Annotated in this window: 24 protein-coding genes; 10 read left to right on the forward strand and 14 right to left on the reverse strand. The window is 73.2% G+C overall.

Annotation, left to right across the window (positions count from 1 at the left end; all coding sequences use genetic code 11):
* Positions 1-105: 105 nt before the first annotated feature.
* A complete protein-coding gene (gene infC / locus F9B16_RS08470) occupies positions 106-681 on the reverse strand; it encodes a translation initiation factor IF-3 (RefSeq protein ID WP_151539437.1) in 576 nt (191 codons plus the stop codon).
* A 542-nt stretch (positions 682-1,223) separates the two neighbouring features.
* Here infC and F9B16_RS08475 point away from each other — a divergent pair.
* Positions 1,224-1,721, forward strand: a complete 498-nt coding sequence (locus F9B16_RS08475) for an NUDIX domain-containing protein (RefSeq protein ID WP_151539438.1) — start codon at positions 1,224-1,226, stop codon at positions 1,719-1,721.
* A 7-nt stretch (positions 1,722-1,728) separates the two neighbouring features.
* A complete protein-coding gene (locus F9B16_RS08480) occupies positions 1,729-2,685 on the forward strand; it encodes a PfkB family carbohydrate kinase (protein ID WP_151539439.1) in 957 nt (318 codons plus the stop codon).
* Here the strand turns inward: F9B16_RS08480 and F9B16_RS08485 are convergent.
* The gene (locus F9B16_RS08485; protein ID WP_151539440.1) at positions 2,661-3,395 is read right to left on the reverse strand and encodes an HIT family protein; all 735 of its coding nucleotides are present in this window, start codon (positions 3,393-3,395) and stop codon (positions 2,661-2,663) included. The two genes, F9B16_RS08480 and F9B16_RS08485, sit on opposite strands and share 25 nt — an antisense overlap.
* Before the next feature lie 153 nt (positions 3,396-3,548).
* On the opposite strand from F9B16_RS08485, the gene F9B16_RS08490 reads away from it, so the two are divergent.
* Positions 3,549-4,928, forward strand: a complete 1,380-nt coding sequence (locus tag F9B16_RS08490) for a prenyltransferase/squalene oxidase repeat-containing protein (RefSeq protein WP_151539441.1) — start codon at positions 3,549-3,551, stop codon at positions 4,926-4,928.
* Here the strand turns inward: F9B16_RS08490 and F9B16_RS08495 are convergent.
* From F9B16_RS08495 to F9B16_RS08530, 8 genes are all read right to left on the reverse strand, one after another.
* Positions 4,925-5,767 carry a shikimate dehydrogenase gene (locus F9B16_RS08495; protein ID WP_225991467.1) on the reverse strand — a complete coding sequence of 281 codons (843 nt, stop codon included), beginning with the start codon at positions 5,765-5,767 and terminating at the stop codon, positions 4,925-4,927. The two genes, F9B16_RS08490 and F9B16_RS08495, sit on opposite strands and share 4 nt — an antisense overlap.
* A 24-nt stretch (positions 5,768-5,791) precedes the next feature.
* Positions 5,792-6,961: an endolytic transglycosylase MltG gene (gene mltG / locus F9B16_RS08500; RefSeq protein ID WP_151539442.1), complete on the reverse strand. Its 1,170-nt coding sequence runs from the start codon at positions 6,959-6,961 to the stop codon at positions 5,792-5,794.
* Entirely contained in the window at positions 6,958-7,416 is a 459-nt protein-coding gene (gene ruvX, locus F9B16_RS08505; protein ID WP_151539443.1) for a Holliday junction resolvase RuvX, read from the reverse strand. The genes mltG and ruvX overlap by 4 nt, the downstream gene beginning before the upstream one ends.
* Positions 7,417-7,512: 96 nt before the next feature.
* Positions 7,513-10,182, reverse strand: a complete 2,670-nt coding sequence (gene alaS / locus F9B16_RS08510) for an alanine--tRNA ligase (protein WP_151539444.1) — start codon at positions 10,180-10,182, stop codon at positions 7,513-7,515.
* Between the two features lie 2 nt (positions 10,183-10,184).
* Positions 10,185-10,505 (reverse strand): DUF6167 family protein, encoded by a 321-nt coding sequence (locus tag F9B16_RS08515; RefSeq protein WP_151539445.1) that lies wholly within the window; start codon positions 10,503-10,505, stop codon positions 10,185-10,187.
* A complete protein-coding gene (locus tag F9B16_RS08520) occupies positions 10,502-10,921 on the reverse strand; it encodes a DUF948 domain-containing protein (RefSeq protein ID WP_151539446.1) in 420 nt (139 codons plus the stop codon). The genes F9B16_RS08515 and F9B16_RS08520 overlap by 4 nt, the downstream gene beginning before the upstream one ends.
* A 229-nt stretch (positions 10,922-11,150) precedes the next feature.
* Entirely contained in the window at positions 11,151-12,410 is a 1,260-nt protein-coding gene (locus F9B16_RS08525; protein ID WP_225991479.1) for a replication-associated recombination protein A, read from the reverse strand.
* Positions 12,411-12,565: 155 nt separating this feature from the next.
* Complete coding sequence (locus F9B16_RS08530; protein ID WP_192808670.1) at positions 12,566-13,360, reverse strand: phosphatase PAP2 family protein; 795 nt, start codon at positions 13,358-13,360, stop codon at positions 12,566-12,568.
* A gap of 146 nt (positions 13,361-13,506) precedes the next feature.
* On the opposite strand from F9B16_RS08530, the gene F9B16_RS08535 reads away from it, so the two are divergent.
* The 4 genes from F9B16_RS08535 to F9B16_RS08545 all read left to right on the forward strand — a co-directional run bounded on the left by F9B16_RS08535 (position 13,507) and on the right by F9B16_RS08545 (position 16,072).
* Positions 13,507-14,037, forward strand: a complete 531-nt coding sequence (locus F9B16_RS08535) for a hypothetical protein (protein WP_151539448.1) — start codon at positions 13,507-13,509, stop codon at positions 14,035-14,037.
* 106 nt (positions 14,038-14,143) lie between these two features.
* Entirely contained in the window at positions 14,144-14,752 is a 609-nt protein-coding gene (locus F9B16_RS52515; RefSeq protein WP_225991468.1) for a DUF3105 domain-containing protein, read from the forward strand.
* On the forward strand, positions 14,749-15,393 hold the full coding sequence (locus F9B16_RS52520) for a DUF305 domain-containing protein (RefSeq protein WP_225991469.1): 645 nt from the start codon (positions 14,749-14,751) through the stop codon (positions 15,391-15,393). Before F9B16_RS52515 ends, F9B16_RS52520 begins: the two co-directional genes overlap by 4 nt.
* Before the next feature lie 112 nt (positions 15,394-15,505).
* Positions 15,506-16,072: a TIGR03086 family metal-binding protein gene (locus F9B16_RS08545; protein ID WP_151539449.1), complete on the forward strand. Its 567-nt coding sequence runs from the start codon at positions 15,506-15,508 to the stop codon at positions 16,070-16,072.
* Between the two features lie 221 nt (positions 16,073-16,293).
* Here F9B16_RS08545 and F9B16_RS08550 read toward each other — a convergent pair whose 3' ends face one another.
* The gene (locus F9B16_RS08550) at positions 16,294-17,529 is read right to left on the reverse strand and encodes a DUF349 domain-containing protein (protein ID WP_151539450.1); all 1,236 of its coding nucleotides are present in this window, start codon (positions 17,527-17,529) and stop codon (positions 16,294-16,296) included.
* A 73-nt stretch (positions 17,530-17,602) separates the two neighbouring features.
* On the reverse strand, positions 17,603-18,355 hold the full coding sequence (locus tag F9B16_RS08555) for a peptidylprolyl isomerase (RefSeq protein WP_151539451.1): 753 nt from the start codon (positions 18,353-18,355) through the stop codon (positions 17,603-17,605).
* Between the two features lie 238 nt (positions 18,356-18,593).
* On the opposite strand from F9B16_RS08555, the gene F9B16_RS08560 reads away from it, so the two are divergent.
* The 3 genes from F9B16_RS08560 to aspS are packed head-to-tail and all read left to right on the forward strand — an operon-like array spanning position 18,594 to position 22,345.
* On the forward strand, positions 18,594-19,289 hold the full coding sequence (locus F9B16_RS08560) for an MBL fold metallo-hydrolase (RefSeq protein WP_151539452.1): 696 nt from the start codon (positions 18,594-18,596) through the stop codon (positions 19,287-19,289).
* 12 nt (positions 19,290-19,301) lie between these two features.
* Positions 19,302-20,588, forward strand: a complete 1,287-nt coding sequence (hisS, locus tag F9B16_RS08565) for a histidine--tRNA ligase (protein WP_151539453.1) — start codon at positions 19,302-19,304, stop codon at positions 20,586-20,588.
* Positions 20,585-22,345: an aspartate--tRNA ligase gene (gene aspS / locus F9B16_RS08570; protein WP_151539454.1), complete on the forward strand. Its 1,761-nt coding sequence runs from the start codon at positions 20,585-20,587 to the stop codon at positions 22,343-22,345. The genes hisS and aspS overlap by 4 nt, the downstream gene beginning before the upstream one ends.
* Before the next feature lie 105 nt (positions 22,346-22,450).
* On the opposite strand, the gene F9B16_RS08575 is transcribed toward aspS, so the two are convergent.
* Positions 22,451-24,625: a RelA/SpoT family protein gene (locus F9B16_RS08575; protein WP_151539507.1), complete on the reverse strand. Its 2,175-nt coding sequence runs from the start codon at positions 24,623-24,625 to the stop codon at positions 22,451-22,453.
* Positions 24,626-25,404: 779 nt separating this feature from the next.
* Positions 25,405-25,929, reverse strand: coding sequence for an adenine phosphoribosyltransferase (locus F9B16_RS08580; RefSeq protein WP_151539455.1), 525 nt, complete (start codon positions 25,927-25,929; stop codon positions 25,405-25,407).
* Positions 25,930-26,028 lie beyond the last annotated feature (99 nt).

Genomic DNA, 26,028 nt, shown 5'->3' on the forward strand with positions numbered 1-26,028 from the left:
CGGATCGGCACGCTCGCGGCGCTGATGCTGACCGCGGCGTCGGTGATCGCCGCGATCGACGTGCTGTCCGCGCTGGTCGGCTCGCTCGCGCGGTCGGGCGGTGGGTCAGGCCGGGCCGGTCGCCGCGTCCTGCTCGCGGCTCGCGGCGCGCTCCGCCTTGGCCTCCGCCTTCTTCTTGTGCGGACCGAGCACCATGATCATGTTTCGGCCGTCCTGCTTGGGCCGCGACTCGACGAAGCCGAGCTCCTCGACGTCGTCGGCCAGCCGCTGCAGCAGCCGGAAACCAAGCTCCGGGCGGGACTGCTCACGACCACGGAACATGATCGTGACCTTCACCTTGTCCCCGGCCTTCAGGAACCGCACCACGTGACCCTTCTTGGTCTCGTAGTCGTGCGGGTCGATCTTCGGGCGGAGCTTGATCTCCTTGATGATCGTGTGCGCCTGGTTCTTCCGCGCCTCACGCGCCTTCATCGCGGACTCGTACTTGAACTTGCCGTAGTCCATGAGCTTGGCGACGGGCGGGCGCGCGGTGGGCGCCACCTCGACCAGGTCGAGGTCCGACTCACGCGCGAGTTCAAGGGCCTTGGCGATGGGCACGATGCCCACCTGTTCGCCGTTCGGGCCGACGAGCCGGACCTCGGGCACGCGAATGCGGTCGTTGATACGCGGTTCGGCGCTGATGGGACCTCCTTGGGGCCGTTCTCAAGTTCTGGGACCGGTCGTACCCCGAGGCTCTCACGCGAAAAGCCCCGCACGACTCACGTGCGGGGCCACCTTCGGTCGCCCTGGACGGCGGAACCGTCCGGGGACGACGGCGAGACGAGCGCGCCGCGCCCGTTCACCGGACCGATACCCACCGGCCTCACAGCCGGTCAGGTGGGAGGTGGCCTCCGCTTGAGCGCCCGGCGCGCACGACCTCATCGGTCGCGTGCACAGGGCCGGTCGGCCACCAACACTACCACCTGCGGGGCGCGTGCGCGCCCCGCAGGTTCCGCGTGCACCGCGGAGTACGCCGTCCGTAGTAACCCGGCGGGGCGGTGCCGCATTCCCGGGCGCCGGTCGCTTCGCGCGCGCGGACCGGTCGCCGATCGCCGTCCGGCCGCCTTTTCCCACGTGAAGGTGAGGGTCATCTGGCTCGGCGGGCGCCTGGCACCGGACGCCCGCGTTGTTACCGTGGTGCCAGGACGGCCCGGTGGGGCCGGCGTCAGAGAGGTATTCCCGAGATGCCCTCAGTCGAGACCGGTTCCCCCGGCCCCCTCACCGCCTCGCCGCCGGTCCGCCTGCAGTTCGCGCAGAAGGCGTTCATCACGGCCGGCGGCCGGCTGCTGATGGTGCGCAAGGCGGCGTCCGACCCCTTCCACCCCGGCCGCTGGGAGGTGCCCGGCGGCCGGCTGGACGTCGGCGGCGACCTGGACCTCGACGACCACATCCGGCGGGAGGTGTGGGAGGAGGTCGGCCTGAAGATCGACCCGGGGCCGCCGTTCCACCTGTGGCAGTGGTTCATGGACGACCGGTCCCCGGACGTGCGGGGCGGGCGGATCCGGGTGGTCGCGGCGGCGCGGCACTGCCGCCCGCTGACGCTCGACGTCGCGTTCGGCAACCAGGACGAGAGCGACCATCTGGACGGATGCGCCTGGGTGCCGCTGGACGCGGTGTGCTCCTACCCGCTGATCCCGAGCCTGCGCCCGGTGGTGCGGGCGTTCCTGCCGCTCGCCCGCTGACCGCGGGATGGACGCGGACGGGCGCTGGAGCGGGGGCGCCTCCCCTGCCTGCGGGCCCGGCCTCGACGCGACGGGCCGGCGCCGCTTCTCCCTGTTCGTGATCGGCGACGTGCGGATCGAGGTGCGGGCGGCTCTGGACGGCGTCCGGTTCGGGGAGCTGACCGCCGACCGGCTCTGTTACGCGCCGGCGCGCGCGCTGGTCGCGGGGACGGCGGTGAACCTGGCCCGGTGCGCGGTGGCCCGCTTCCGCCGGGTGAGCGTGCTGGCGAAGATCGGGGACGACGGGTTCACGCCGGTGATCCGGCGGGAGCTGCGCCGGATCGGCGCCCGGGACCGGCTGCGGGTCGAGCCGGGCGCGCCGAACGGGGTGACGGTGATGCTGCGCGACGGGCCGGCGGGCGGCGGGCCGGGGGTGCGGCTGCTGGTGGCCGACCAGGACGCGCCGGGCCGCCGGCTCACCGAGTCGGAGGTCCGCTCGGCGGCGCGCGCGATCGGCCGGGCGGACGTGCTGTTCCTGGACGGATATTCGCTGCTGTCGCCGGTCTCGCGGGCGGCGCTGCGGGCGGCGGCGGACACGGCGCGCGAGGCGGGGACGGCGGTGGCGTTCGATTTGGTCCCGCACGACATCGACGCGCGGCTTCCGGCGGCGGACGTGCTGCCGCTGCTGTCGGCCGTGGATCTGGTGATCGCGGAGGTGCCGACGCTGGCGCGGCTGCTCGGCCGGGAGGTGCCCGCCGGGGCGGACGAGGTGCGGGCGCTGGCGCGCGCGCTGGACGACCTGGTCCCGGGGACTCCGCTGTGGCTGCTGCGCTTCGGCCCGACCCAGCTGGAGCGGGTGCTGGCCTACCAGCGGGAACTGCTGCTGATGGAGTACGAGACCGGGTACCGGGACGGGGACGCGCGTGCCGGGTTCGGTGACCGCCTGGCGGCGTGGGAGCTTCACCAATGGCTGTCGTCACGGTGATCGTGTAGGGACGGGTCGTCGAGGGCGGCAGCCGCGCGGCGCAGCGTCCGCAGGGTCCGCAGGAACCGCCGGCGGCTTTCGGGGAGGCCGAACATCTCCTGCCAGCGCCACGTCCCGGCCGTCCCGAGCACACTCCCGCTTTCGAGGGCTGTGATGACGGCCCAGCGCAGGAACTGGCCGCGTACCCCGTCGCCCGGATGGACGGTCGCCGTCCCCCGCTCCTCGATGAGCAAGTAGGAGCGTCCGGTGCGGAAGCGGGCGCGGACCGCCGCGTGCCCGGCGGTGGCGCCCGGCAGGCCCCGCCGCTCGACCACGTCGCGGACGCCCGGCGTCCCCGGAAGGAAGTGCCAGTGCGCGTGGTCGATGCAGGCGCCGCCGCCCTGCGGCAGCGCGGGCCCGTGCTCGAAGAGCAGCAGCTCACCGGTCCCGTAGGCGTGCCGGTAGAGGAGGGCGACGCGGTCGCGCCAGCGCAGGGCCCCGGCCCACAGCCGTTCGTCGAAGTCGCCCGCGCACTGGCGGTGCTCGCGCGTGACGAGGAGGAGGTGCCCGTCGGCGAGCGGCGCGACGTCCGGCATCAGCAGGAAGTCGCGGTCCCGGGCGAGGACGGACGGCTCGCCCGGCAGCCCGGCCATGGCGTTGATCCGGAACCGGAGGGGCGGGCACAGCACGCACTCGGGGCCGGGCTCGTCCTGCACCGATGGCTCGGCCAACGCCTCCTCCAGCACACGGGGACGCACGGGCGGTCGCTTCCAGCGTGCCCGCCGCGCCGCGCCGGCGATCTGTGCGGGCGCGGCCACAGACCCGGGACCCGCGGGGTACAAAACATGGCCAAATGGGCACATATGGGGATAGAAGGCAGCACCGTGAACCAGACCCCACAGCCCCCCGCACCGGCGCCCCGCGCCGGCCCGTCCGCCGCCGCGCCCTCCGGCGCCCCCGCCGCCCCCGCCATCGACATGGCGGTGCTCGAAGCCCGGCTCAACGAGTCCCTGGACGTCCTGCGCGACACCTACGCGCCCGCGTCCGGCAGCGGCGGCGGCTGGTACCACGAGCTGGCCCGGCCCGAGCCCGGCACCACCGCGACGGCGCTCGGGCTGCTCGCGTTCGTGGAGGCGGGCCGCCCGTTCGAGCACTTCGACGAGGGCCTGGCCTTCCTCGCCGAACGGCAGGCGGTGTCCGCCGACGCGCTGCGCGACGGCGGCTGGGCGACCCGGACCAGCCTCGGCATGCCCGTGGTCGAGGCGACCGGATGGATCGCGCGGTTCCTCGCCCGCGCCCGCTGCGACCTGCGCGAAGACGCCCCGGACCTGCGGCGCGCCTACCGGTGGCTGCTGCGCAACCAGAACCCCGACGGCGGCTGGGGCTCGCTGTACGGCTGCGCGTCCCGCGTGTGGCAGACGTGCCTGGCGCTGCGCGCGCTCGCCCAGCTCAACCCGTACGACCCCGCGGTGGACCGGGGCGTGGAGTGGCTGACCGCCGACCGGACGGCGCACCGGCCCGCGTGGGGACCGGTGCCGGCGGCCGCGCCGACCGTGACGCACACCGCGTTCGTCCTGGTGACCCTCGCCGAGGCGCGGCCGGGCCTGCGGACCGAGCGGCTCCTGGACGCCCACGACTGGCTGCTCGCCCACCTCGACCCCGACGACGACCACACCTGGATCGAGACCTACGAGGTGTCCCCGCACGGGCTCGGCTCCCGGCCGGTGTGGCGGCTCGCCCTGTGGCACTACGGCCTGCCGATCGCGCTGACCGCGCTGCTGCGGGACCCGCGGGGCCCGCACGGGCCGACGATCGCCCGCGCGTTCCGGACGCTGGTGCGCGGCGAGGCCGCCGACCCGCGCCTCAACGGCCCGCCGGGCGGCGGCCGCACCTCGCTGTGGACGCTGTGGTGGCGGCTGGAGACGCTGATCGCGCTCACCCGCGTCCCGCTCGCCGGGAGCGCGGACGTGCTGCACTGGTTCCCGGACGCGACGGTCGTGCAGCGCGCCCACGCGCGCGAGCGGCCGGTGGCGGCGCTGCTGCCGCACCGCCGGCTCGTCGACCCGGTGGCGCTGGTGCGGCGGCACTGGTCGGCGCTGGTGCTCGGGTTCGTCTGCCTGTCCAGCGCGTTCGGCGTCACGCTCGGCGCGTGGGGGTGGCGCGACTTCTGGCTGAGCGTGATCGTGCCGATCGTGCTGGCCGGCGTGGACGAGTCGCTGAAGCGGCGGCGGACGCCGCGCGGCCCGCCGCCGGCGGCCCCCTAGCCGCTGGTGGTGGCGGCGCGGCGGGCCAGCTCCGCCTCGCCGGCGCCGCGCATCGCCGCCACGGGGACGTCGTCGCGGCCGGTCATCAGCTCGACCTGCCGGACGGCCTGGTGCAGCAGCATCGCGAAGCCGCCGACGACCGTGCCGCCCGCGCGCTCCACGGCCGCGGCGAGCGCCGTCGGCCACGGTGCGTACACCACGTCGAACAGCGCGGCGCCGGACGCCGCGACCGGCCCGGCGAAGGCGTCGGCGGCCCGTCCCGGCAGGGTCGACACGACCAGCCCGGCGGGCAGGTGGTCGGCGAACCGGTCGAGGGTGACGACCCGCACGGCCAGCCCGCAGCGCTCGCCGACCTCGGCCGCCTCCGACGCCCGGCCCGGGTCGCGGACCGCGAGGACCGCCGCGTCCAGGCCCAACTCGGCGAGCGCGGCCAGCGCCGACGCGGCCGTCGCACCGCCGCCGAGCACCACCGCGGGCCCGGGCGAGCCGAGGCCCGCCTCACCGAGTGCGGTGACGATGCCGTACACGTCGGTGTTCTCGGCGTGCCGGCGGCCGTCGCGGAAGACGAGCGTGTTGGCGCCGCCGACCCGTTCCGCCAGGTCCGACACCGAGTCGGCGAGCTTCAGCGCGACCCGCTTCAGCGGCATCGTCAGCGACAGGCCCGCCCACTCGGGGCCGAGGCCGTCCAGCAGCCGGGCGAGGCCGTCCTCGCCGCACTCGACGGCGTCGTAGCGCCAGCCGTCCAGGCCCATCGCCGCGTACGCCGCCCGGTGCAGCACCGGCGACAGCGAATGCGCGATCGGCGATCCCAGCACGGCGGCGCGCCGCACCTCACCCACCTGCCCGCTCCGATCCGTCACGCGTCAGCCGTTCGGGTGCTTCTTCTGCCACTCGCGGAACTCCTGCTCCAGCTTCTGGCGCTCCGCGTCGGTGGTGGCGAACTTCGTGACCTTGTGGGTGGGGTCGGTGGCCACGAAGTACAGCCAGTCCCCGGACGCGGGCGACAGCGCGGCCTCGATCGCGTCCGGGCCGGGGTTGCAGATCGGCCCGGGCGGCAGGCCCTTGTGCTTGTAGGTGTTGTACGGCGAATCGACCTGGAGGTCCCGGTTCCGCACGTCCAGCGTGCGCTTGTTCAGCGCGTACAGGACGGTCGTGTCGAACTGCAGCGCCATCCCGGCCTTCACCCGGTTGTAGATGACCCGGGAGATCTTCGGCAGGTCGCTCGGCTTGCCGCCCTCCGCCTGCGCGAGGCTGGCCAGCGTCAGCACCTTCAGCGGGCTGAGGCCCGCCTCCTTCGCCTTGCCCTCCAGGTCGGAGCTGCTCGCCTCCTTGTTGAACGCGTCGACCATCTGCTGGACGATCTTCCGCGCCGACCCGTTCGGGTCGAGGTCGTAACGGCCCGGGTACAGGAAGCCCTCCAGGTTCCCGCCCGCGTACGAGGGCAGCCCGAGGCCGCTGGTGTTCTTCGCGACGGCCTGGAAGTCCCGGACGGGGATGCCGGTCTTCTTCGACAGCAGCTGGAAGACCTCGATGGCGCGCTTGCCCTCCGGGATGGAGATCTGGTTCCCGGCCCGCGACTTCGGGTCCAGCAGCAGCGCCATCGCCGCCTTCGACGACATCTGGAGCCGCATCTGGTAGAAGCCCGGCTGGATGCTGGAGGCGCGCGTCTCGGCGTTGTAGACCTTCACGAACGCGCGGGTGCTCTTGACGACGCGGTGCTCCTGCAGCGTCGCCGCGATCACCGCGCCGCTCGCGCCGTCCTTCACCTGGACCGTGACATTGCCGGTGCCGGAACCGGAGTAGTCCGGCGGATGCAGCCGGTTGTCCAGGATCGCGACGCCGAACACGCCCGCGGTGCCGAACACCGCGACGATGAACGCCAGCGCGAACAGGAACGCCGCGCGGCCGCTGCGGCGGCGGCGCTTCTGCCGCTTGCGGGCGCGCCGCTGGTCCCGCCTGCTCGGCGGCTCCTGCGGCTGCCCCTCCTCGTACGGATCACCGTACGGATCGGAGAAAAGGTCCAAATCGTTCATGAGCTCCCCCGGACGATCTCGCCTGGGGGGCGCCCGGTCAACCGTTCCCCGTCCAGGGCCGCTTGAAGCAGGACCGCGGCCGCGGCCTGATCGACGACCTTGCGGCGGGCCTGACCGCGCACTCCCCCCGCCCGCAGCCCGCTCTCGGCCGTGACGGTGGTGAGCCGCTCGTCGTACAGCCGGACCGCCTCCGGGGGAAGGCGGTCCGCCAGCCGCGCGGCGAACTTGCGCGCCGACTGCGCCGCCGGGCCCTCCCGGCCCGACAGCGACGTCGGCAGCCCGACGACCACCTCGATCGCCTCGTGCTCGGCGACGAGCTCGACCAGCCGGTCGATGTCGCCCCTGCCGCTCTTCACGGTCTCCAGGGGGGACGCGAGGATCCCGCCGGGATCGCACCGGGCAACGCCCACCCGGACGCTTCCCACGTCCACCCCGAGCCGCACGCCCTGCCTCATCGTCCCGCTCCGCTCCGCGGTGCGGGACGCCCTGCGGGGGGCGCCGCGTCGGTCACGAACCTCATGACGCGCCGCCCCTTAACCCGCCCGCGGGGCTCACGCGGCCCCTACGGCTCGTTCGACCGCGGCGAGCGCGTCGTCGATCGCGGCGGGGTTCGCGCCGCCGCCCTGCGCGAGGTCGTCCTTGCCGCCGCCTCCGCCGCCGAGCGCCTTGGCGGCCAGGCCGACGAGCGCGCCGGCCTTCAGGCCGCGCTCGCGCGCGCCCGGCGTGACCGCGACGACCACGACGGGACGGTCCTTCGGGACGCCCGTCACCATCACCACGGCGGGCCGCGCCTGCAGCCGGCCCCGCACGTCGACGGCGAGCTTGCGCAGGTCGTCGGCGCCGGTGCCGTCGGGGGCGCGGTGCCCCACGAACGCGGTGCCGTTCACGTCCTTCGCCCCGTCGGCGAGGGCCCCGGCGGCCGCGAGGATCTGCTGGGAGCGCAGCTTCTCCAGCTCCTTCTCCGCCTCGCGGAGGCGGCCGACGACGCCGGAGATGCGCTCGGGCAGCTCCTCCTTGCGCGCCTTCATCTGCTCGGCGAGCTGCGCGACCAGCACGCTCTCGCGCGCCAGGAACCGGAACGCGTCGATGCCGACGAGCGCCTCGACGCGGCGCACACCCGCGCCGATGGACGACTCGCCCAGCACCTTCACCAGGCCCAGCTGGCCGGACCGGGCGACGTGCGTGCCGCCGCACAGCTCGCGGGAGTAGTCGCCCACCTCCACGACGCGGACCTCGTCGCCGTACTTCTCGCCGAACAGCGCCAGCGCGCCCATCGCGCGGGCCTCGTCGATGGAGGTGTGGAACGCCCGCACGTCCAGGTCGCCGATCAGGACCTCGTTGACCTCGTCCTCGACGTCGCGCAGCACGCTCGCCGGGACGGCGCCGGAGGCGGTGAAGTCGAACCGGAACCGGCCGGGCGAGTTCTCCGAGCCGGCCTGCGCGGCGGACTCGCCGAGCGCCCGGCGGAACCCGGCGTGCACGAGGTGGGTCGCGGTGTGCGAACGGGAGATCGCGGCGCGCCGGGTCAGGTCGATCTCGGCGTGCGCGGAGTCGCCCGCCTGCGCCTCGCCGCTGCGGACCCGGCCGCGGTGCACGATCAGCCCGGCCAGCGGCGACTGCACGTCGTGGACGTCGATGACCGCGCCGTTGCCGAGCCGGATGACGCCCTGGTCGGCGAGCTGGCCGCCGCCCTCGGCGTAGAACGGGGTGCGGTCGAGGACGACCTCGACCTCGGTGCCCTCGCCCGCCGCGGGCGCGTTCGCGCCGTTGACCAGCAGCCCGACGAGCCGGGCGTCGCCGGCGACGTCGTGGTAGCCGATGAAGTCGACCTTGCCGCCGGCGCCGGTGAGCAGCTCGTCGAGGACCGAGACGTCGAGGTTGCCGGTCTTCTTGTCGCGGGCGTCCTGCTTGGCGCGGTCCCGCTGCTCCTTCATCAGCCGGCGGAAGCCGTCCTCGTCGACCTGGAGACCGGCCTCGGAGGCCATCTCGAGGGTCAGGTCGATCGGGAAGCCGTAGGTGTCGTGCAGCTTGAACGCCTGGTCGCCGGCCAGGGTCTTCCCGCCCGACCGCCGGGTCTCCTCCACCGCGGTGTCGAAGATCGCGGTGCCGGTGCGCAGCGTCTGGAGGAAGGACTCCTCCTCCGCGTCGATGACCGTGTGGATGTTGGCGGCGGTGCGGATCAGCTCCGGGTACTGCTCGCCCATCGCGGAGATCGCGACGGAGGTCAGCTCGTGCATCAGCCCGGCCTCCTGGCCGCCGAGCAGCCGCAGGTTCCGGATCGAGCGGCGCAGGATGCGGCGCAGCACGTAGCCGCGGCCCTCGTTGCCGGGGCGGATGCCGTCGGCGACCATCATCGTCCCGCTGCGGACGTGGTCGGCGATGACCCGCAGCGACACGTCCGCGCGGTGCTCGCGCCCGTAGGAGGTGCCGGTCAGGTTCGCGGCCCGGTCCAGGACCCGCCACAGGGTGTCGGTCTCGTAGATGTTGTCGACGCCCTGCAGGACCGCCGCCATGCGCTCCAGGCCCATGCCGGTGTCGATGTTCTTGGCGGGCAGGTCGCCGAGGATCGGAAAGTCGGTCTTGCTGTTCCCGGGGCCCCGCTCGAACTGCATGAAGACGAGGTTCCACACCTCGAGGTAGCGGTCCTCGTCGGCGACCGGGCCGCCCTCGCGCCCGTACTCCGGGCCCCGGTCGTAGTAGATCTCCGAGCAGGGGCCGCAGGGCCCGGGGACGCCCATCGACCAGAAGTTGTCCTCCATGCCGCGCTTCTGGATGCGGTCGAGGGGGACGCCGACCTTGTTGTGCCACAGGTCGCGGGCCTCGTCGTCGTCGTGGAAGACGGTGACCCAGAGCTTGTCCTCGGGGAAGCCGAAACCGCCGTCCTCGCGGGAGCGGGTCAGCAGCTCCCAGGCGAACGGGATCGCCTGCTCCTTGAAGTAGTCCCCGATCGAGAAGTTGCCCAGCATCTGGAAGAACGTGGCGTGCCGGGTGGTCTTGCCGACCTCGTCGATGTCGGGCGTCCGCACGCACTTCTGCGCGCTGGTCATCCGCTGCGACGGCGGGGTGCGCTGGCCGAGGAAGTACGGCTTGAACGGGACCATGCCGGCGTTCACCAGCAGCAGGGTCGGGTCCTCGGCGACCAGGCTGGCGGAGGGCACCACCGTGTGCCCGCGCTCCTCGAAGAACTTCAGGAAGCGGCGCGCCACCTCTGCCGACTCCATGATCAGTGGCCATCCTTCTCGTCGTCGATGATCGTGTAACGCGCCCGCAGCACCCGGCGGGGCCGGGGCCCCGGGGTCTCGGGCGGAGCCTGGTCCATCCGGACGGCCTCGCGCAGCTCCTCCTCGCGGGCCTGCATCCCGGTACGCACGTCCGCCGCGAAAAGCCTCAACCGCTCGCTCGCGGACTGCCCGGTCGACACCGCCCGCGCCGCGACCCCCTCCGGGGACCAGGTGCGCGCGAACCGCTCGACCCGGCGCTTGACGCGGTGCGTGGCGTAGACGCCCGCGCCCGCGCCGACCGACAGCCAGAACAGCCGCTTCACTTGCGCCCCTTCCCCGAGGAGCGGGCCGGGAGCTGCGGGCGGCCGGACGCGGCGGACCGCCCCTCCCCGTCGCGGTTGCTCAGGGCCTTGCGCACCCCGTAGGAGAACGCGGCCGCCTTCACCAGCGGCCCGCCCACCACCGAGGTCATCACGGTGGTGACGGCCGAGACGTTCTGCGTGACGCCCGCGACCTGCTTGGTGATGACGTCGGTGCGGCCGAGCTGCTCGTTGGCGCGCTTCACCGTCGTCGTCATGTCGTCCAGCAGCGGGGCCGCCTGGTCGCCGAGGTCGCGCACGAGCTTGCTGGCCTCGCCGAGCAGCCGGGCGAGCCGCAGCAGCGTCAGTGCGACGAACGCGACGAGCACAGCCCAGAACACGGCCACGATGAGACCTGCTAGCTGTCCACCAGTGAGCATGAGGGCTTCCGTTTCGCTGTGGTTCCGGCCCGGGCCGGGCGCTGGCCTGACAGACCTTACCGGCCCGGACGCGCGCCGTGGGCGCCGGTCACGGCCGGGCGGCGGCGGGCACCGGCCCGGCGGCCGGCGCGCCGGGACCGCGCCCGGGGCCGTTCCCGGCAGAGTAGCGGGCCCGCGCCGCCGATGCCGGGAGCACGGCGCCGGGAAGATCGATCTTCATCGGCCGGGCTCACCGTCCGGGTTCGCCGCGCAGCACCGAGCGGATCCGCGCGAGGACCTCGGTGAAGCGGGACTCGGCGCCGTGCCGCGTCGGCCGGTAGTACTCGCGGCCGTCCACCGAGTCGGGCGCGTACTGCTGCCGGACGACCCCGCCGGGATGGTCGTGGGCGTACTTGTAGCCCTTCCCGTGCCCGATCTTCGCGGCGCCCTTGTAGTGCGCGTCCCGCAGGTGGCCGGGGACGGGCCCGGCCAGGCCCTTGCGGACGTCGCCGAGCGCCCCGTCCACCGCCATGATCACCGCGTTGGACTTCGGCGCCAGCGCCAGGTGGATCACCGCCTGGGCGAGGTTGATGCGGGCCTCGGGCAGCCCGACGAACTCCACCGCCTGCGCCGCCGCGACGGCCGTCTGCAGAGCCGTCGGGTCGGCCATGCCGACGTCCTCGCTGGCGTGCACGATGAGGCGCCGCGCGATGAACCGCGGGTCCTCCCCCGCCTCGATCATGCGGGCGAGGTAGTGCAGCGCCGCGTCGACGTCGCTGCCGCGGATGCTCTTGATGAACGCGCTGATGACGTCGTAGTGCTGGTCGCCCTCGCGGTCGTAGCGGACGGCGGCCCGGTCGACGGCCTTCTCCAGCACATCCGCGTCGATCACCGCGCCGTCGTCGACGACGAGGGCGGCGGCCTCCAGGTAGGTGAGGGTGCGGCGGGCGTCGCCGCCGGCGAGCCGGATCAGGTGGTCCTCGGCGGCGGGGTCGAGGCCGACCGTCCCGCCGAGGCCGCGCTCGTCGGCGAGGGCGCGGCGGATCACCTCGCGCAGGTCGTCCTCGCCGAGCGGCTCCAGGGTGAGCAGCAGCGACCGCGACAGCAGCGGGCTGATCACGGAGAAGAACGGGTTCTCGGTGGTGGCGCCGATGAACGACACCCACCGGTTCTCCACGGCCGGGAGCAGCGCATCCTGCTGGGCCTTGTTGAAGCGGTGCACCTCGTCGACGAACAGGACGGTCTGCCGCCCGGTCATGCCGAGCTCGCGGCGGGCGAGGTCGATCTCCGCGCGGACCCGCTTCACCCCGTCGCTGACCGCGGAGATCTCCACGAACCGGCGGGAGGTGACGTGGCTGACGACCGTGGCGAGCGTGGTCTTTCCCGTGCCGGGCGGGCCCCACAGCACCAGCGACATCGGGACGTCGCGGTCGACGAGCTGCCGGATCGGGGTGCCGGGGCCGAGCAGGTGAGCCTGGCCGACGACCTCGTCCAGCGCGCGGGGCCGCATCCGCACCGCGAGCGGCTGCCGCCCGGCCTCCGCCGCCGTCAGCGGCGCCGCGGACGCCGCGGACGCGCCGCGGTCACGCTCCGCGGAACGGCCCCCGGCCTCGGCCGACGGATCGTCGAAGAGCCCCTCCGGCTCGCCCGGTTCCGCCCTGCTGGTCACGCTCCGACACTATCTCGCCGCGGCGACACTCCCGCCCGCTCGGGCGGCCGGTCCGCCAGCGCCGGGATCCTGGACGTCGCCCACAGCGTGAGGACGACGATCGCGCAGCCGACGATCCCGTCCGTCCAGTAGTGATTGGCCGTGACGACCACGATGCTGAACGTGAGCACGGGATGCAGGGCCAGGATGTAGCGCCAGCGGCCCCCGCCGTAGCGGATCGCGCCCCAGGCGACCAGCAGCGCCCATCCGACGTGCAGCGACGGCATGGCCGCGAACTGGTTGGCCATCCCCTCCCCCGGCTTGGAGCTGTAGGAGCTGGGGCCGTACACGTTCATGAGGTCGATGAACCCGTGGCCGGGCAGCATGCGGGGCGGCGCCAGCGGGAAGGCGAAGTGCAGCGCCAGGGCCGCCGCCGCGGTGATCGCGATCACGGCGCGGACGCGCGGCCACCCCTCCCGGTGCCGGAACCACATCCAGGCCATGAACAGCAGGATCGCCGGGAAGTGGACGCGGACGTAGTACTCGTTCGCGGCGCGCACCCAGCCGTCCCAGCCGAGCGCCCACTTCTGGAACGCCGCCTCGTCCGGGAGGTGGAGCGTGCGCTCCAGGTCCCACAGCCGGCGGGCGTGCGCGAACGCGTCGCTCGGACGGCCGTCGGCGAAATGGCGGCCCAGCTCGTAGGCCCCGATCACCACGCCCATGATCAGGACTTGCACGGCGGTCGCCGCGGCGAGGCGGCGTCCGGTCAGATCGCGTTGCAGAATGGCCTCCGTACCCCCAGATCGCCGCATAGGGTTCATCTTCCCGGCCCCCGGCGCGGCGCGCCTGATCCGTCAGGAGGGTATCGGTCTCCGCCCGGAGTCCGAGACGGGACCGGGAACCCCCCGTCCCGCCGCCGCGTTGTTACCGGCCGGAAGACGGAGTCAGGAGCGTGACGGTGTCCGGAACGGCCCACCGCCGGCGCCATGGGCAGGCGGGCCTGCTCGTGGCGCTGTTCGTCGTGGCCGGGCTCGTCTTCAGCTACGGCCTCGGGCACGGGCTGCCCGACCGGGTGTGCATCGAGAACGGGATGAGCGTGCCCGCCGAGGTCGCCGCCGCGCTGCACCACACCGCGGCGGAGCCCGGCGGCCCCGCCTCCGCCGGCCGTGCCCCCACCGGGCACGCGCCCGCCTCCCACACCGCTCCCGTTCACGGCGTGCCCGTTCACGGCGTGCCCGTTCACGGCGTACCCGGGCATCCAGGGCCCGCCGCCACGTCCCTCAGCGCGCCGCTGAGGCTCCCCCCGCTGGCTCCGGCGGACGCGTGCCTCTGCCTGGCCGTGCTCTTCGCCCTCATGCTGCTGGGGCTCGCCACGGGCCGCCGGGCGCTGCTGCGCCTGCCCGCCCGCGGCGGCCGGGCCCCCGCCCCGCCGCCCGGCGGCTTCTTCTCGCCCGTTTCCCTGGCGTCCCTCCAGGTTCTCCGGCTGTGACGGACCGGCCGTAAGGCCCACCGGCACCGCCCGCCGCGCGCATGGCCGCGCCGGCGCGATGCCGCCATGTCCGTATGCCCCCTGAGACTCCTGAGAGGAGCGCTCCATGTCCAAGAGCGCCCGGAACAAGCAAGCCCGGAAGAAGAACGCCCTGACGCAGCGGCAGGTGCCGTGGGGCGGCATCGCCTTCTTCACCGTCATCGGCCTGATCGCCGTCGTCGCCATCGGCTATGCGTTCGTCCAGTCGAGGCCGTCGTCCGCCGACGACGCCTCGTCCATCAAGGGCGTGGTGGTCAAGAACGGCCTTACCCGCAACCACACGACCGATTCCGTCACGTACAACGCGAACCCGCCCATGGGCGGCGACCACGACCCGGTGTGGCAGAACTGCGACGGCCGCGTCTACGACCAGCCGCTGCGCAACGAGAACGCCGTCCACTCGCTGGAACACGGCGCCGTCTGGATCACCTACCGCCCCGGCCTGGCCGCCGCCCAGCTGGACGCGCTCAAGGCCAAGGTGGAGCGCACCGACTACACGTTCCTCAGCCCGTACCCCTCGCTGGACGCGCCGATCGCGCTCACCGCCTGGGGACACCAGCTGAAGCTCCAGGACGCCGGCGACGCGCGCGTGGACCGGTTCCTGAGCGCGTTCGTCAAGGGCCCGCAGACCCCCGAGCCCGGCGCGGCCTGCGACGGAGCGAAGGACACCCCGTGACCGGCGCCGACGACGCCGTCCGGCCCCGGGGCCGGCGCGTCACCGTCGCCATCGCGGCCCTGGTCCTCCTCGCCGCCGCGGCGCTGCTCGGGACGGCGGCCTGGAAGTCCGGCGAGCCCGGCACGGACGGCCCCGAGGCCGGGTTCGCCCGCGACATGAGCGCCCACCACGCGCAGGCCGTGGAGATGTCGTTCATCGTCCGGGACCGGACGTCCGATCCCGCCGTCCGGCTGCTGGCCTACGACATCATCAACACCCAGTCGGCGCAGATCGGCATGATGACGGCCTGGCTCGACCAGTGGGGAGTGCCCAAGACCGACCCGGCCGGGCCGATGCGCTGGATGTCCGGCCACGCCGGGATGGCCATGCCGGCCCCCGCGACCGGCGCCACCATGCCCGGGATGGCGACCGACGCGCAGCTCGCCGAGCTGCGCAAGGCGTCCGGCAAGGACGCCGAGGTGCTGTTCCTCCGGCTCATGATCGCGCACCACCGCGGCGGCGTGGACATGGCCCGCGCCGTCCTCGAGCGGACCGGCCGCGACCAGGTGCGCCGGCTGGCCCGGACGATGGTCGACGGGCAGCTCTCGGAGATCGCGCAGATGAACGCGATGCTCCGGGAGCGCGGCGCGGCGCCCGCCTGACGGCCCGGCGGGCGGTGCCGCAGCGCCGCCCGCCGGGTCCGCCCGCGCCGCGTCCGGACGAGCTTCGCGATAGCGCTTGACAGCGCGGTCCGATCGCGGGTCACTGACCACCATGGCTCACAACCTCAGCGGCTACCACCGGGCTCTGGACCTGTTCGAAGGTCTGCTGGCCGGCGTCCCCGGGGACGCCTGGGACGCCCCCTCGCCCTGCGACGGCTGGACGGCGCGGGACGTCGCCGGCCACGTCACGGGCGGGCAGTACCTGGTCCGGTCGCTGGCGACCGGGGAGCCCGCGCCGGACATCGGCACCGACCCGGCGCGCTTCGTGCCGGGGGACGCCCTCGCCGCGTGGCGGACGGCCCGCAAGGAGGCCGCCGCGGCGCTGACCCCGGACGGGCTGGGCCGCCCGGTCCCGGTGGGCGCGCTCGGCCGGCTGCCGCTGGGCGACTACCTGCAGGGCTACATCCTGGAGCCGCTGGTGCACGCCTGGGACCTGGCCCGCGCCACCGGCCAGCCGACCCGGCTGGACCCGGACCTCGTGCACCACGCGCTCGCGACCGCCCACATGATCGCCGCCGACCTCCGCACCGCGGGCCAGCTGGCCCCCCAGCTCCCCGCCCCCCAAGGCGCCGACGAGCAGACCCGCCTCCTCGCCTTCCTGGGCAGGCCGATCACCTGACGGAAGACCCGGTTCGAACTCGGTCCCGAAGAGCCGGCTGGGCATCCTCGCGGAAGGCCAGACCTCAGCCCCGGCCACGGGCAGGCACGCGGAGCGAGTGCAGCGAGCGCAGCGGGCCTGCCCGACGACGGGCAAGGCGTTTCACGCGGAGCGCAAGCGGAGCGGGAAACGCCTTGCCCGTCGTGACGGGGGGTTCCAGGGGGGTCGTCCCCCCTGGGCAATCAAGAGAACTCGGCGAGCGTCCGCTCGGCCTCCTCGAGCCAGGCGCGGCGGGCGCCGAGGGCCTCCTCGGCGTCCTTGACGTCCTTGTCGCGGCCGGCGGCGCGGGCCTTGTCCAGGCGCTTCTCCAGCTGGTCGATGGAGCTGCGCAGCTGGTTGACGGTGGCCTCGGCGCGGGCGCGGGCCTCGGGGTTGGTGCGGCGCCACTCCGACTCCTCGGCGGTCCGGACGGCCTCCTCGATCTTGCGGAGCCGGCCCTCGAGGCGGTCGCGCTGGTCGCGGGGCACCATGCCGGCGGCCTCCCAGCGCTCCTGGATCGCGCGCAGCGCCTGCCGGGCCTGCCGGACGTCCCGGACGGGCAGCAGCCGCTCGGCCTCGGCGAGGATCTTCTCCTTCTCCTCGGCGTTGCCGCGGAACTCGGCGTCGCGCTCGGCGAACGCGGCGCTGCGAGCCTGGAAGAAGGTGTCCTGGGCGCCCTTGAAGCGGGCCCACAGGTCCTCTTCGGCGTCGCGGGAGGCGCGGCCGGCGAGCTTCCAGCGGCGCATGAGGTCGCGGTAGGCGGCGGCGGTCTCGCCCCAGTCGGTCGACTCCCGCATCGCCTCGGCCTCGGCGACGAGGCGCTCCTTCTCCCGGCGGGCCTCCTCGCGCTGGTCGTCCAGGGTCGCGAAGTAGACCTTGCGGCGCTTGGTGAAGGCGTTGCGGGCCGAGGAGAGCCGCTTCCACAGTGCGGTCTCGGTGGGCCGGTCGATGCGGTCCGCGGCCTTCCACTCCTCGACGAGCTGGCGGAGCCGCTCGCCGCCGTTCTTCCAGTGCGTCTCCTCGGCGGCGATCCGCTCGGCCTCGGCGACGATGCGCTCCTTGACCTCGCGGGCCTCGTGCCGGTGCTGCTCGCGCTGGGCCTTGACCTCCTCGCGGCGCCGGCCGACCTGCTCGGTGAGGCCGTCGAGCCGGCGGGCGAGCGCGTCGAGGTCGCCGACGGCGTGCGCCTCGCCGACGGCCTCGCGCAGCCGGGCGATGCTGTGCTGGGCCTGCGCGGGCTGCAGGTCGGTGGTGCGGACGCGCTGTTCGAGCAGGCCGATCTCGGTGGCGAGCGCGTCGTACTTGCGCTTGAAGTAGGCCAGGGCCTCTTCGGGCGCGCCGGCCTGCCAGGAACCGACGACGCGTTCGCCGCCGGACGTCCTGACATAGACGGTGCCGTCCTCGTCCACCCGGCCCCAGGGATCGGTCGCGCTGGACACCCTTGCCTCCTGAATCGCAGGTCCGATCGGGCTCACGGCCTCCGGACCCTCCACACCTTAGTATCCCGATCGCCTAAACCGGGGCGATCGTGACGTCCTGGATCGTGACCTTCTTCTTGGGCTTCCCGTCGCCCGCGGGGTCGGAGCCCGCCTTGGCGATCTTCTGCAGGACGTCCAGCCCCTTGGTGATCTTGCCGAACACCGAGTAGTCGGGCTGGAGCTGCGAGTCCTTGTAGACCAGGAAGAACTGGCTGCCGTTGGTGTCGGGGCCCGAGTTCGCCATGGCCAGCGTCCCGGCGGTGTACTTGGCGTTCGCCGTGTTCTCGTTGGCGTACTCATACCCGGGGCCGCCGGTGCCCTGGCCGGACGGGTCGCCGCACTGCAGGACGTTCAGGCCGCCACTGGTCAGCCGGTGGCACGGGCTGTCGTCGTAGAAGCCCTTCTGGGCGAGGTAGACGAACGACCCCACGGTGCACGGCGCGGCCTTGGCGTCCAGGGCCATGACGACGTCGCCCTGGTTCGTCTTCACCGTGGCCTGGACTGTGCCCTTGTAGGCGGGCTTCTTCGGCGGCGTGCCGAGGTCCTTGACCTTGCCCACGGCCTGCCCCGCGGGGTTGTAGGCGCAGTGGAGCCCGTCGGCCTTGGACTTGTCGTCCTTGCCGGTGAACACGACGACCGCGGCGCCGCCCACCACGACGACCGCCACCGCCACCGCGGAGCTGATGATCTTGACGCGGCGGGCCTTGGCGGCCGCTTGCGCCAGCGCCTGCTGCTGCCGCTCGTAGCGCTGCCGAGCGAGCTGCTTCTTGCGGTCCTTCGCCGCCACGTGCCTGCCCTTCCGCTGTGATCAGGTGAACGTGCAGCGCATAGTAGCGGCACTGGGGCCCTGGACGGACTCCAGCCTGAACGAACGTGGAGGAAGCCGCGGCGGCCCGGGCCGCCCCGCCGGATCCGCCGCGGGCCGCCGCGCGACACGGCGATCGGCCTATCTCGTTCGCGATGGCCGCGGCCGCGCCGGTACGCTCGGACAAGCCCACCCGAGATGGTTCTAAGGAAGGACGACCGTGCTCGTCGCCGGGTTCCCCGCTGGATCGTTCGCCGCGAACTGCTATGTCGTGGCGCCCGCCGCGGGCGAGGAGTGCGTCATCGTCGATCCGGGCCAGGACGCCGAGGCCGGGATCGAGGAGATCCTGCGCGAGCACCGGTTGAAGCCGGTCGCGGTGCTGTTGACGCACGGCCATATCGACCACGTGTGGTCGGTGGCGCCGGTGTGCGGCGCCAAGGACGTCCCGGCCTACATCCATCCGGACGACCGCGACCTTCTCACCGACCCGGCCAAGGGGCTGTCCCTCGGCCCCGGGCAGCAGCTGTTCGGGGGCCTGGAGCTGACCGAGCCGGACGACGTGCAGGAGCTGGCCGACGGCGCCGTGCTGGAGCTGGCGGGGCTCAGCTTCACCGTCGACCACGCCCCCGGCCACACGCCCGGGTCGGTGACCTTCCGTACGCCGAAGACGCAGGAGCTGCCGGACGTGATGTTCACCGGCGACCTGCTGTTCGCGGGGTCGATCGGCCGCACCGACCTGCCGGGCGGCTCCTACGAGGAGATCCTCGCGAGCCTGTCCCGGGTGTGCCTGTCCATGCCGGACGAGACGGCCGTCCTGCCGGGGCACGGCACCCAGACCACAATCGGCCGCGAGCGCGCGACCAACCCGTTCCTGGCGGAGCTGAAGCCCGCCGGCGGGCCCAACAAGGGATTCTGAGCCGAAAAGACCATGAGTTCGAGTTTCCGGGCCCCCAAGGGGGTCAGTGAGTACGTTCCGCCGCGCGCGGACCTCTTCTACGCCATCCGCGAGGCGTTCGCCGAGCAGGCGCGGCTGGCCGGCTACGGCTACCTGGAGCTGGCCGTCTTCGAGGACACGAACCTGTTCCGGCGGGGCGTCGGGGAGTCCACCGACGTGGTGTCGAAGGAGATGTACACCTTCGAGGACCGGGGCGGCCGGTCGCTGACGCTGCGTCCGGAGTTCACCGCGTCGGTGCTGCGGGCCGTCCTGGAGAAGAACCTGCACAAGGGCGCGCTGCCGGTGAAGGTGTGGACGACCGGGCCCGCGTTCCGCGCGGAGAACCCCCAGAAGGGCCGGTACCGGCAGTTCTACCAGCTCGACCTGGAGGCGATCGGCACCGAGGACCCGCAGGTCGACGCCGAGACGATCGCGATCGCCGCGAACTGGTACCGCTCGCTCGGCCTCACGCAGGTGCGGCTGCTGCTGAACTCGCTCGGCTGCAAGGAGTGCCGTCCCGCCTACCGGGCGCTGCTGCAGGACTTCCTGCGCAAGCTCGACCTGGACGAGGACACCCGCGCCCGCGTCGAGATCAACCCGCTGCGCGTCCTGGACGACAAGCGCCCCCAGGTGAGGGCGCAGCTCGCCGACGCGCCGCTGATGGCCGACCACCTCTGCCCGGACTGCAAGTCCTACCACGACCGGGTCCGGGAGCTGCTGTCCGACCTCGGCATCGCCTGGGAGGACACCCCCACCCTCGTCCGCGGCCTCGACTACTACACCCGCACCACGTACGAGTTCGACCACCCGCTGCTCGGCGCGCAGTCCGGCATCGGCGGCGGCGGACGCTACGACGGCCTGTCGGAGGACATCGGCGGCCCGCCGCTGCCCGGCATCGGGTTCGGCCTCGGCCTCGACCGCACGATCCTCGCGCTGGAGGCCGAGTCGGCGGACGGCGAGGGCGAGGGCGTCGCGTTCGCCGCGAAGCCGCGCTGCGAGGTGTTCGGGGTCGCGCTCGGCGACACCGCCGAACGCCGGCTGTTCACCCTGGTCGCCGAGCTGCGCCGGGCCGGGATCGCCGCCGACATGGCGTTCGGCGGCAAGAAGCTGAAGGGCGCCATGAAGGACGCCGACCGGTCGGGCGCCCGGTACGCCGTGATCCTCGGTGAGCGAGATATCACCGGCGGCGTCGCCCAGGTCAAGGACCTGGCCGAGGGCGAGCAGGACGCCGTCCCCCTCACCGACCTCACCACGACGTTGAAGGAAAGGCTTCGGAAATGATCCGCACCCACGAGGCGGGCACGCTCCGCAAGGAGCACGCCGGGCAGCAGGTCACGCTGGCCGGCTGGGTCGGCCGCCGCCGCGACCACGGCGGCGTCACGTTCATCGACCTGCGCGACGCGTCCGGCACCGCGCAGGTCGTCTTCCGCGAGGACGAGGCGGCGCACGACCTGCGCTCGGAGTTCTGCGTGAAGGTCGTCGGGGAGGTCCGGGTCCGGCCCGAGGGCAACGAGAACCCCGAGCTGCCGACCGGCGACATCGAGGTCGCCGCCACCGACATCCAGGTGCTGTCGGAGTCGGCGCCGCTGCCGTTCCCGATCGAGGGCGACGTCAACGTCAACGAGGAGATCCGGCTCAAGTACCGGTACCTCGACATCCGCCGCGACGCGGTCGCGCGGGCGATGCGGATCCGCTCCGAGGCGTCCTTCCTCACCCACGAGGTCATGCGCGAGCACGGCTTCGTCAACGTCGAGACCCCGACGCTGACCCGCTCCACCCCCGAGGGCGCCCGCGACTTCCTGGTGCCCGTCCGGCTCAAGCCCGGCCACTGGTACGCGCTGCCGCAGTCGCCGCAGCTGTTCAAGCAGCTGCTCATGGTCGGCGGCCTGGAGCGCTACTACCAGATCGCCCGCTGCTACCGGGACGAGGACTTCCGCGCCGACCGGCAGCCGGAGTTCACCCAGATCGACATCGAGATGTCGTTCGTCGACCAGGACGACGTCCTGGAGGTCGGCGAGGACCTCGTCGCGCGGCTGTGGAAGGAGATCGCCGGGTACGAGATCCCCCGGCCGATCCCCCACATCACCTACGCCGACGCGATGGCCCGGTACGGCTCCGACAAGCCCGACCTGCGGTTCGGCCTCGAGCTGACCGACATGACCGAGTACTTCGCCGACACGTCGTTCCGGGTGTTCCAGGCCCCGTACGTCGGCGCGGTCGTGATGCCGGGCGGCGGGTCCCAGACCCGCAAGGAGCTGGACGGCTGGCAGGACTGGGCGAAGGCCCGCGGCGCCCGCGGCCTCGCGTACGTCCTCGTCCAGGAGGACGGCACGCTCGGCGGCCCCGTCGCGAAGAACCTGTCCGACACCGAGAAGGAGGGGCTCGCCGCGAAGACCGGCGCTTCCCCCGGCGACGCGATCTTCTTCGGCGCCGGCAAGCGGCACGCCACGCAGGAGCTGCTCGGCGCGGCCCGCCTGGAGATCGGCCGCCGCCGCGACCTGATCGACGAGTCGGCGTGGAACTTCGTCTGGGTGGTCGACGCGCCGATCTTCGAGCCGGTGGAGAACGACAAGGGCGAGCAGATCGGCTGGACGTCGGTGCACCACCCGTTCACCGCGCCGAAGCCGGAGTTCGCCGACACCTTCCACGAGGACCCGGGCTCCGCGCTCGCCGACGCCTACGACCTCGTCCTGAACGGCAACGAGATCGGCGGCGGCTCCATCCGTATCCACCGCGCCGAGATGCAGCAGCGCGTGTTCGACGTGCTCGGGCTGTCGAAGGAGGAGGCCGAGTCGCAGTTCGGCTTCCTGCTGGAGGCGTTCAAGTTCGGCCCGCCGCCGCACGGCGGCATCGCGTTCGGCTGGGACCGCACCGTCATGCTGCTGGCGGGCGGCGACACCATCCGCGACGTGATCGCCTTCCCGAAGGCCGCGTCCGGCCTGGACCCGCTGACCGCGGCGCCGACGACGATCACCCCGGCGCAGCGCAAGGAGGCCGGCGTCGACGTCATCCCCGAAGACGCCCCCGCCGAGAGCTGACCCGCGAAACGCCGAGAGGGCGGTCACCGCACAGTGCGGTGGCCGCCCTCGTCCGCTACGGCGAACGCAGCGGAGCGCCGGCGAAGCGGTGGTCGCCCTCGTCTGTCAGCGGGTGGCGCCGCTGGTGACGCGGTAGACGTCGTAGACGCCGTCGATGGAGCGGACGGCCTTGAGGACGTGGCCGAGGTGCTTCGGGTCGCCCATCTCGAAGGTGAAGCGGGAGACGGCGACGCGGTCGCGGGTGGTGGTGACGGACGCCGACAGGATGTTGACGTGCTGGTCGGACAGGACGCGCGTCACGTCCGACAGCAGGCGCGGGCGGTCGAGGGCCTCGACCTGGATCGCGACGAGGAAGACCGAGTCCTCGCCCGGGGACCACTTGACGTCGATCAGTCGGTCGGGCTGGGACTTCAGGCTGGCGACGTTCGCGCAGTCGGCCCGGTGGACGGACACGCCGTGGCCGCGGGTGACGAAACCGACGATGTCGTCGCCGGGCACCGGGGTGCAGCAGCGCGAGAGGCGGACCCACACGTCGGGGTCGTCGGCGACGACGACGCCGGGGTCGCCGACAGGGCGGCCCCGCTTGCGGCGGGTCGGCAGCGCGATCTCGGCGAGGTCCTCCTCGGCGCTCTCCACGCCGCCGAGGGCGTCGACGAGGCGCTGGACGACGGTCTGCGCGGACACGTGGCCCTCGCCGACCGCCGCGTACAGCGACGACACGTCGGTGTAGCGCATGTCGCGGGCGAGGGCGAGCAGCGCCTCCCCGGACATCATCCGCTGCAGCGGCATGTTCTGCTTGCGCATCGCGCGGGCGATGGAGTCCTTGCCGGATTCGATCGCGGTGTCGCGGCGCTCCTTGGAGAACCAGTGCTTGATCTTGTTGCGGGCGCGGGCGGACTTGACGAAGCCGAGCCAGTCGCGGCTCGGGCCGGCGTCCTGCGACTTGGAGGTGAAGACCTCGACGGTGTCGCCGTTGTCGAGGGTCGATTCGAGGGGGACGAGGCGGCCGTTCACGCGGGCGCCGATACATCGGTGCCCGACCTCGGTGTGGATCGCGTACGCGAAGTCGACGGGGGTCGCGCCCTGCGGCAGCGCGATGACGTCGCCCTTCGGGGTGAACACGAACACCTCGGAGACCGACAGGTCGAAGCGGAGCGACTCCAGGAACTCGGCCGGGTCGGCGGTCTCCTTCTGCCAGTCGAGGAGCTGGCGGAGCCACTGCATGTCGCCGGCCTTGCGGCCGCCGACCGTCTCCTCCTTGTACTTCCAGTGCGCGGCGACGCCGTACTCGGCGCGGCGGTGCATGCCCCAGGTGCGGATCTGCAGCTCCACGGGTTTGCCCTCGGGGCCGATCACCGTGGTGTGCAGCGACTGGTACATGTTGAACTTCGGCATCGCGATGTAGTCCTTGAACCGGCCGGGGACCGGGTTCCATCGCGCGTGGATCGAGCCGAGGGCGGCGTAGCAGTCGCGGACGCTGTCGACGAGGACCCGGATGCCGACCAGGTCGTAGATGTCGTCGAAGCTGACGTCGCGGGCGATCATCTTCTGGTAGATCGAGTAGTAGTGCTTCGGCCGGCCCGTCACGGTGGCCTTGATCCGGGCCTCGCGCAGGTCGGTGGAGACGTTCTCGATCACTTCCTGCAGGTAGACGTCGCGGCGCGGGGCGCGCTCGGACACCAGCCGGGCGATCTCGTCGAACCGCTTGGGGTACATCGTGGCGAACGCGAGGTCCTCCAGCTCCCACTTCAGCGTGTTCATGCCGAGGCGGTGCGCGAGCGGCGCGAACACCTCGAGGGTCTCGCGGGCCTTCTTCTCCTGCTTGTGCCGCGGCATGTAGCGCAGCGTCCGCATGTTGTGCAGCCGGTCGCCGAGCTTGATCACCAGGACGCGGATGTCGCGGGACATCGCGACGACCATCTTGCGGACGGTCTCGGCCTCGGCGGCCTCGCCGTACTTGACCTTGTCGAGCTTGGTGACGCCGTCGACGAGCGCGGCGATCTCGTCGCCGAAGTCGGCGCGCAGCTCCTCGAGGGTGTACTCGGTGTCCTCGACGGTGTCGTGCAGCAGCGCCGCGCAGAGCGTCTCGGTGTTCATGCCGAGTTCGGCGAGGATGGTCGCGACGGCGAGCGGGTGCGTGATGTACGGGTCGCCGCTCTTGCGCTTCTGGTCGCGGTGGTAGTGCGCGGCGACGTCGTAGGCGCGCTCGATCAGCCGCAGGTCCGCTTTGGGGTGGGTGTTGCGGACGGTCTTGATGAGCGGTTCGAGTACCGGGTTCATAGCGGGACCCCGCTGGGCGCCCAGCCTGGCGAGCCTGCGGCGCACCCGGGCGGCGGACGGTGGGATCGCGGCCGGCGTCGTCCTGGACTGGGCATCGGAGGGCGTGGCTCCCGGGGAGGCGGGCGCCGGCGGCGTCGCCGGCCCCTGGACGGGGCGGGCCGCCGCGGCCGGCGTTCCGGCGGCCCCGTCGGCGGGGGGCGCCGTGGCCTGCGGCTTCTCCGCGGTCGTTCGCGGCGCGGACGGTTTCGCGGCGGACGGTCTCGACGCGGCCCGTTTCGGCGCGGACGGTTTCGCCGCGGACGATCCGGACGACGGCGGGGCGGTGGCGTCCTTCGCGGCCTCGGTGCCGGGCCGCTGCGCGGGCGCCGCGGCGGCCGCCTCGTCGGCGGGCGGCGATCCGGCCGCCGCCGATGATCCTTCGGACGCCGATCCGGCGGACGATGATCCTGCGGGCGGTGATCCGGTGGACGATGATCCTGCGGGCGGTGATCCGGTGGACGGGTCCTGGGCGGTGGCGGGCGGGCGGGCAGCGGGCTCGTCGGCGGGGCGTCGCTCCGCGGCGGTGGGCGCACCGGTCCGCTCTGCGGACTCCGCGGCGTCCCGCTCACGGCGGGTCTCGTCCGCGGCGTCCACGGCGGCGTCGGTCACCGCTCCGGTCGATGCCACCTCACCGCGCACCCAGCCTCCTCAGCCCTCGCGGGCGCCGTCTCCGCGCCGGCGGGAACGCACCCGTCCCCGGCGGAACCCTGGTGGCCAGTGTATCCGCCGGGCATTTCGTCCTAGACCGTAACCAATGAATGGACGTCCAGATTCCCCAGCTTGCCGCGCCCGTGCAGGAACGACAGCTCCAGCAGGACCGACAGGCCGACGACCTCGCCGCCGCCGCGGCGGACCAGTTCGGCGGCGGCCCGGGCCGTCCCGCCGGTGGCCAGCACGTCGTCGACGATCAGCACCCGGTCGCCGGGCTCGAAGGCGTCGACGTGGATCTCGATCGTCTCGGTCCCGTACTCGAGATCATAGGTCTCCTCGTGCGTCCGCGACGGCAGCTTCCCCTTTTTGCGCACCGGGACGAACCCCGCGCCGAAGTGGTAGGCGACCGGCGCGGCGAGGATGAACCCGCGCGCCTCGATCCCGACGATCTTGTCGACGGTGCCGCGGCCGTGGTGGTTGACGATCGCGTCGACGACCCCCGCGAACGCCACATGGTCGGCCAGCAGCGGGGTGATGTCCTTGAACACCACGCCCGGCTTCGGATAGTCGTCCACGTCGCGGATCCGCTCCTGGATCAGCTTGCCGAGGTCCACCGTTTCACTCCCTGTGACGAATCCCACGTGATCCCGCTCAGAACCGCGCCGTGCCCGCGCCCGTCACCACGGTGGGTGACCGGCGCGGGCACGGCGCGT

It is taken from the genome of Actinomadura montaniterrae (assembly GCF_008923365.1).
GTDB lineage: Bacteria > Actinomycetota > Actinomycetes > Streptosporangiales > Streptosporangiaceae > Spirillospora > Spirillospora montaniterrae.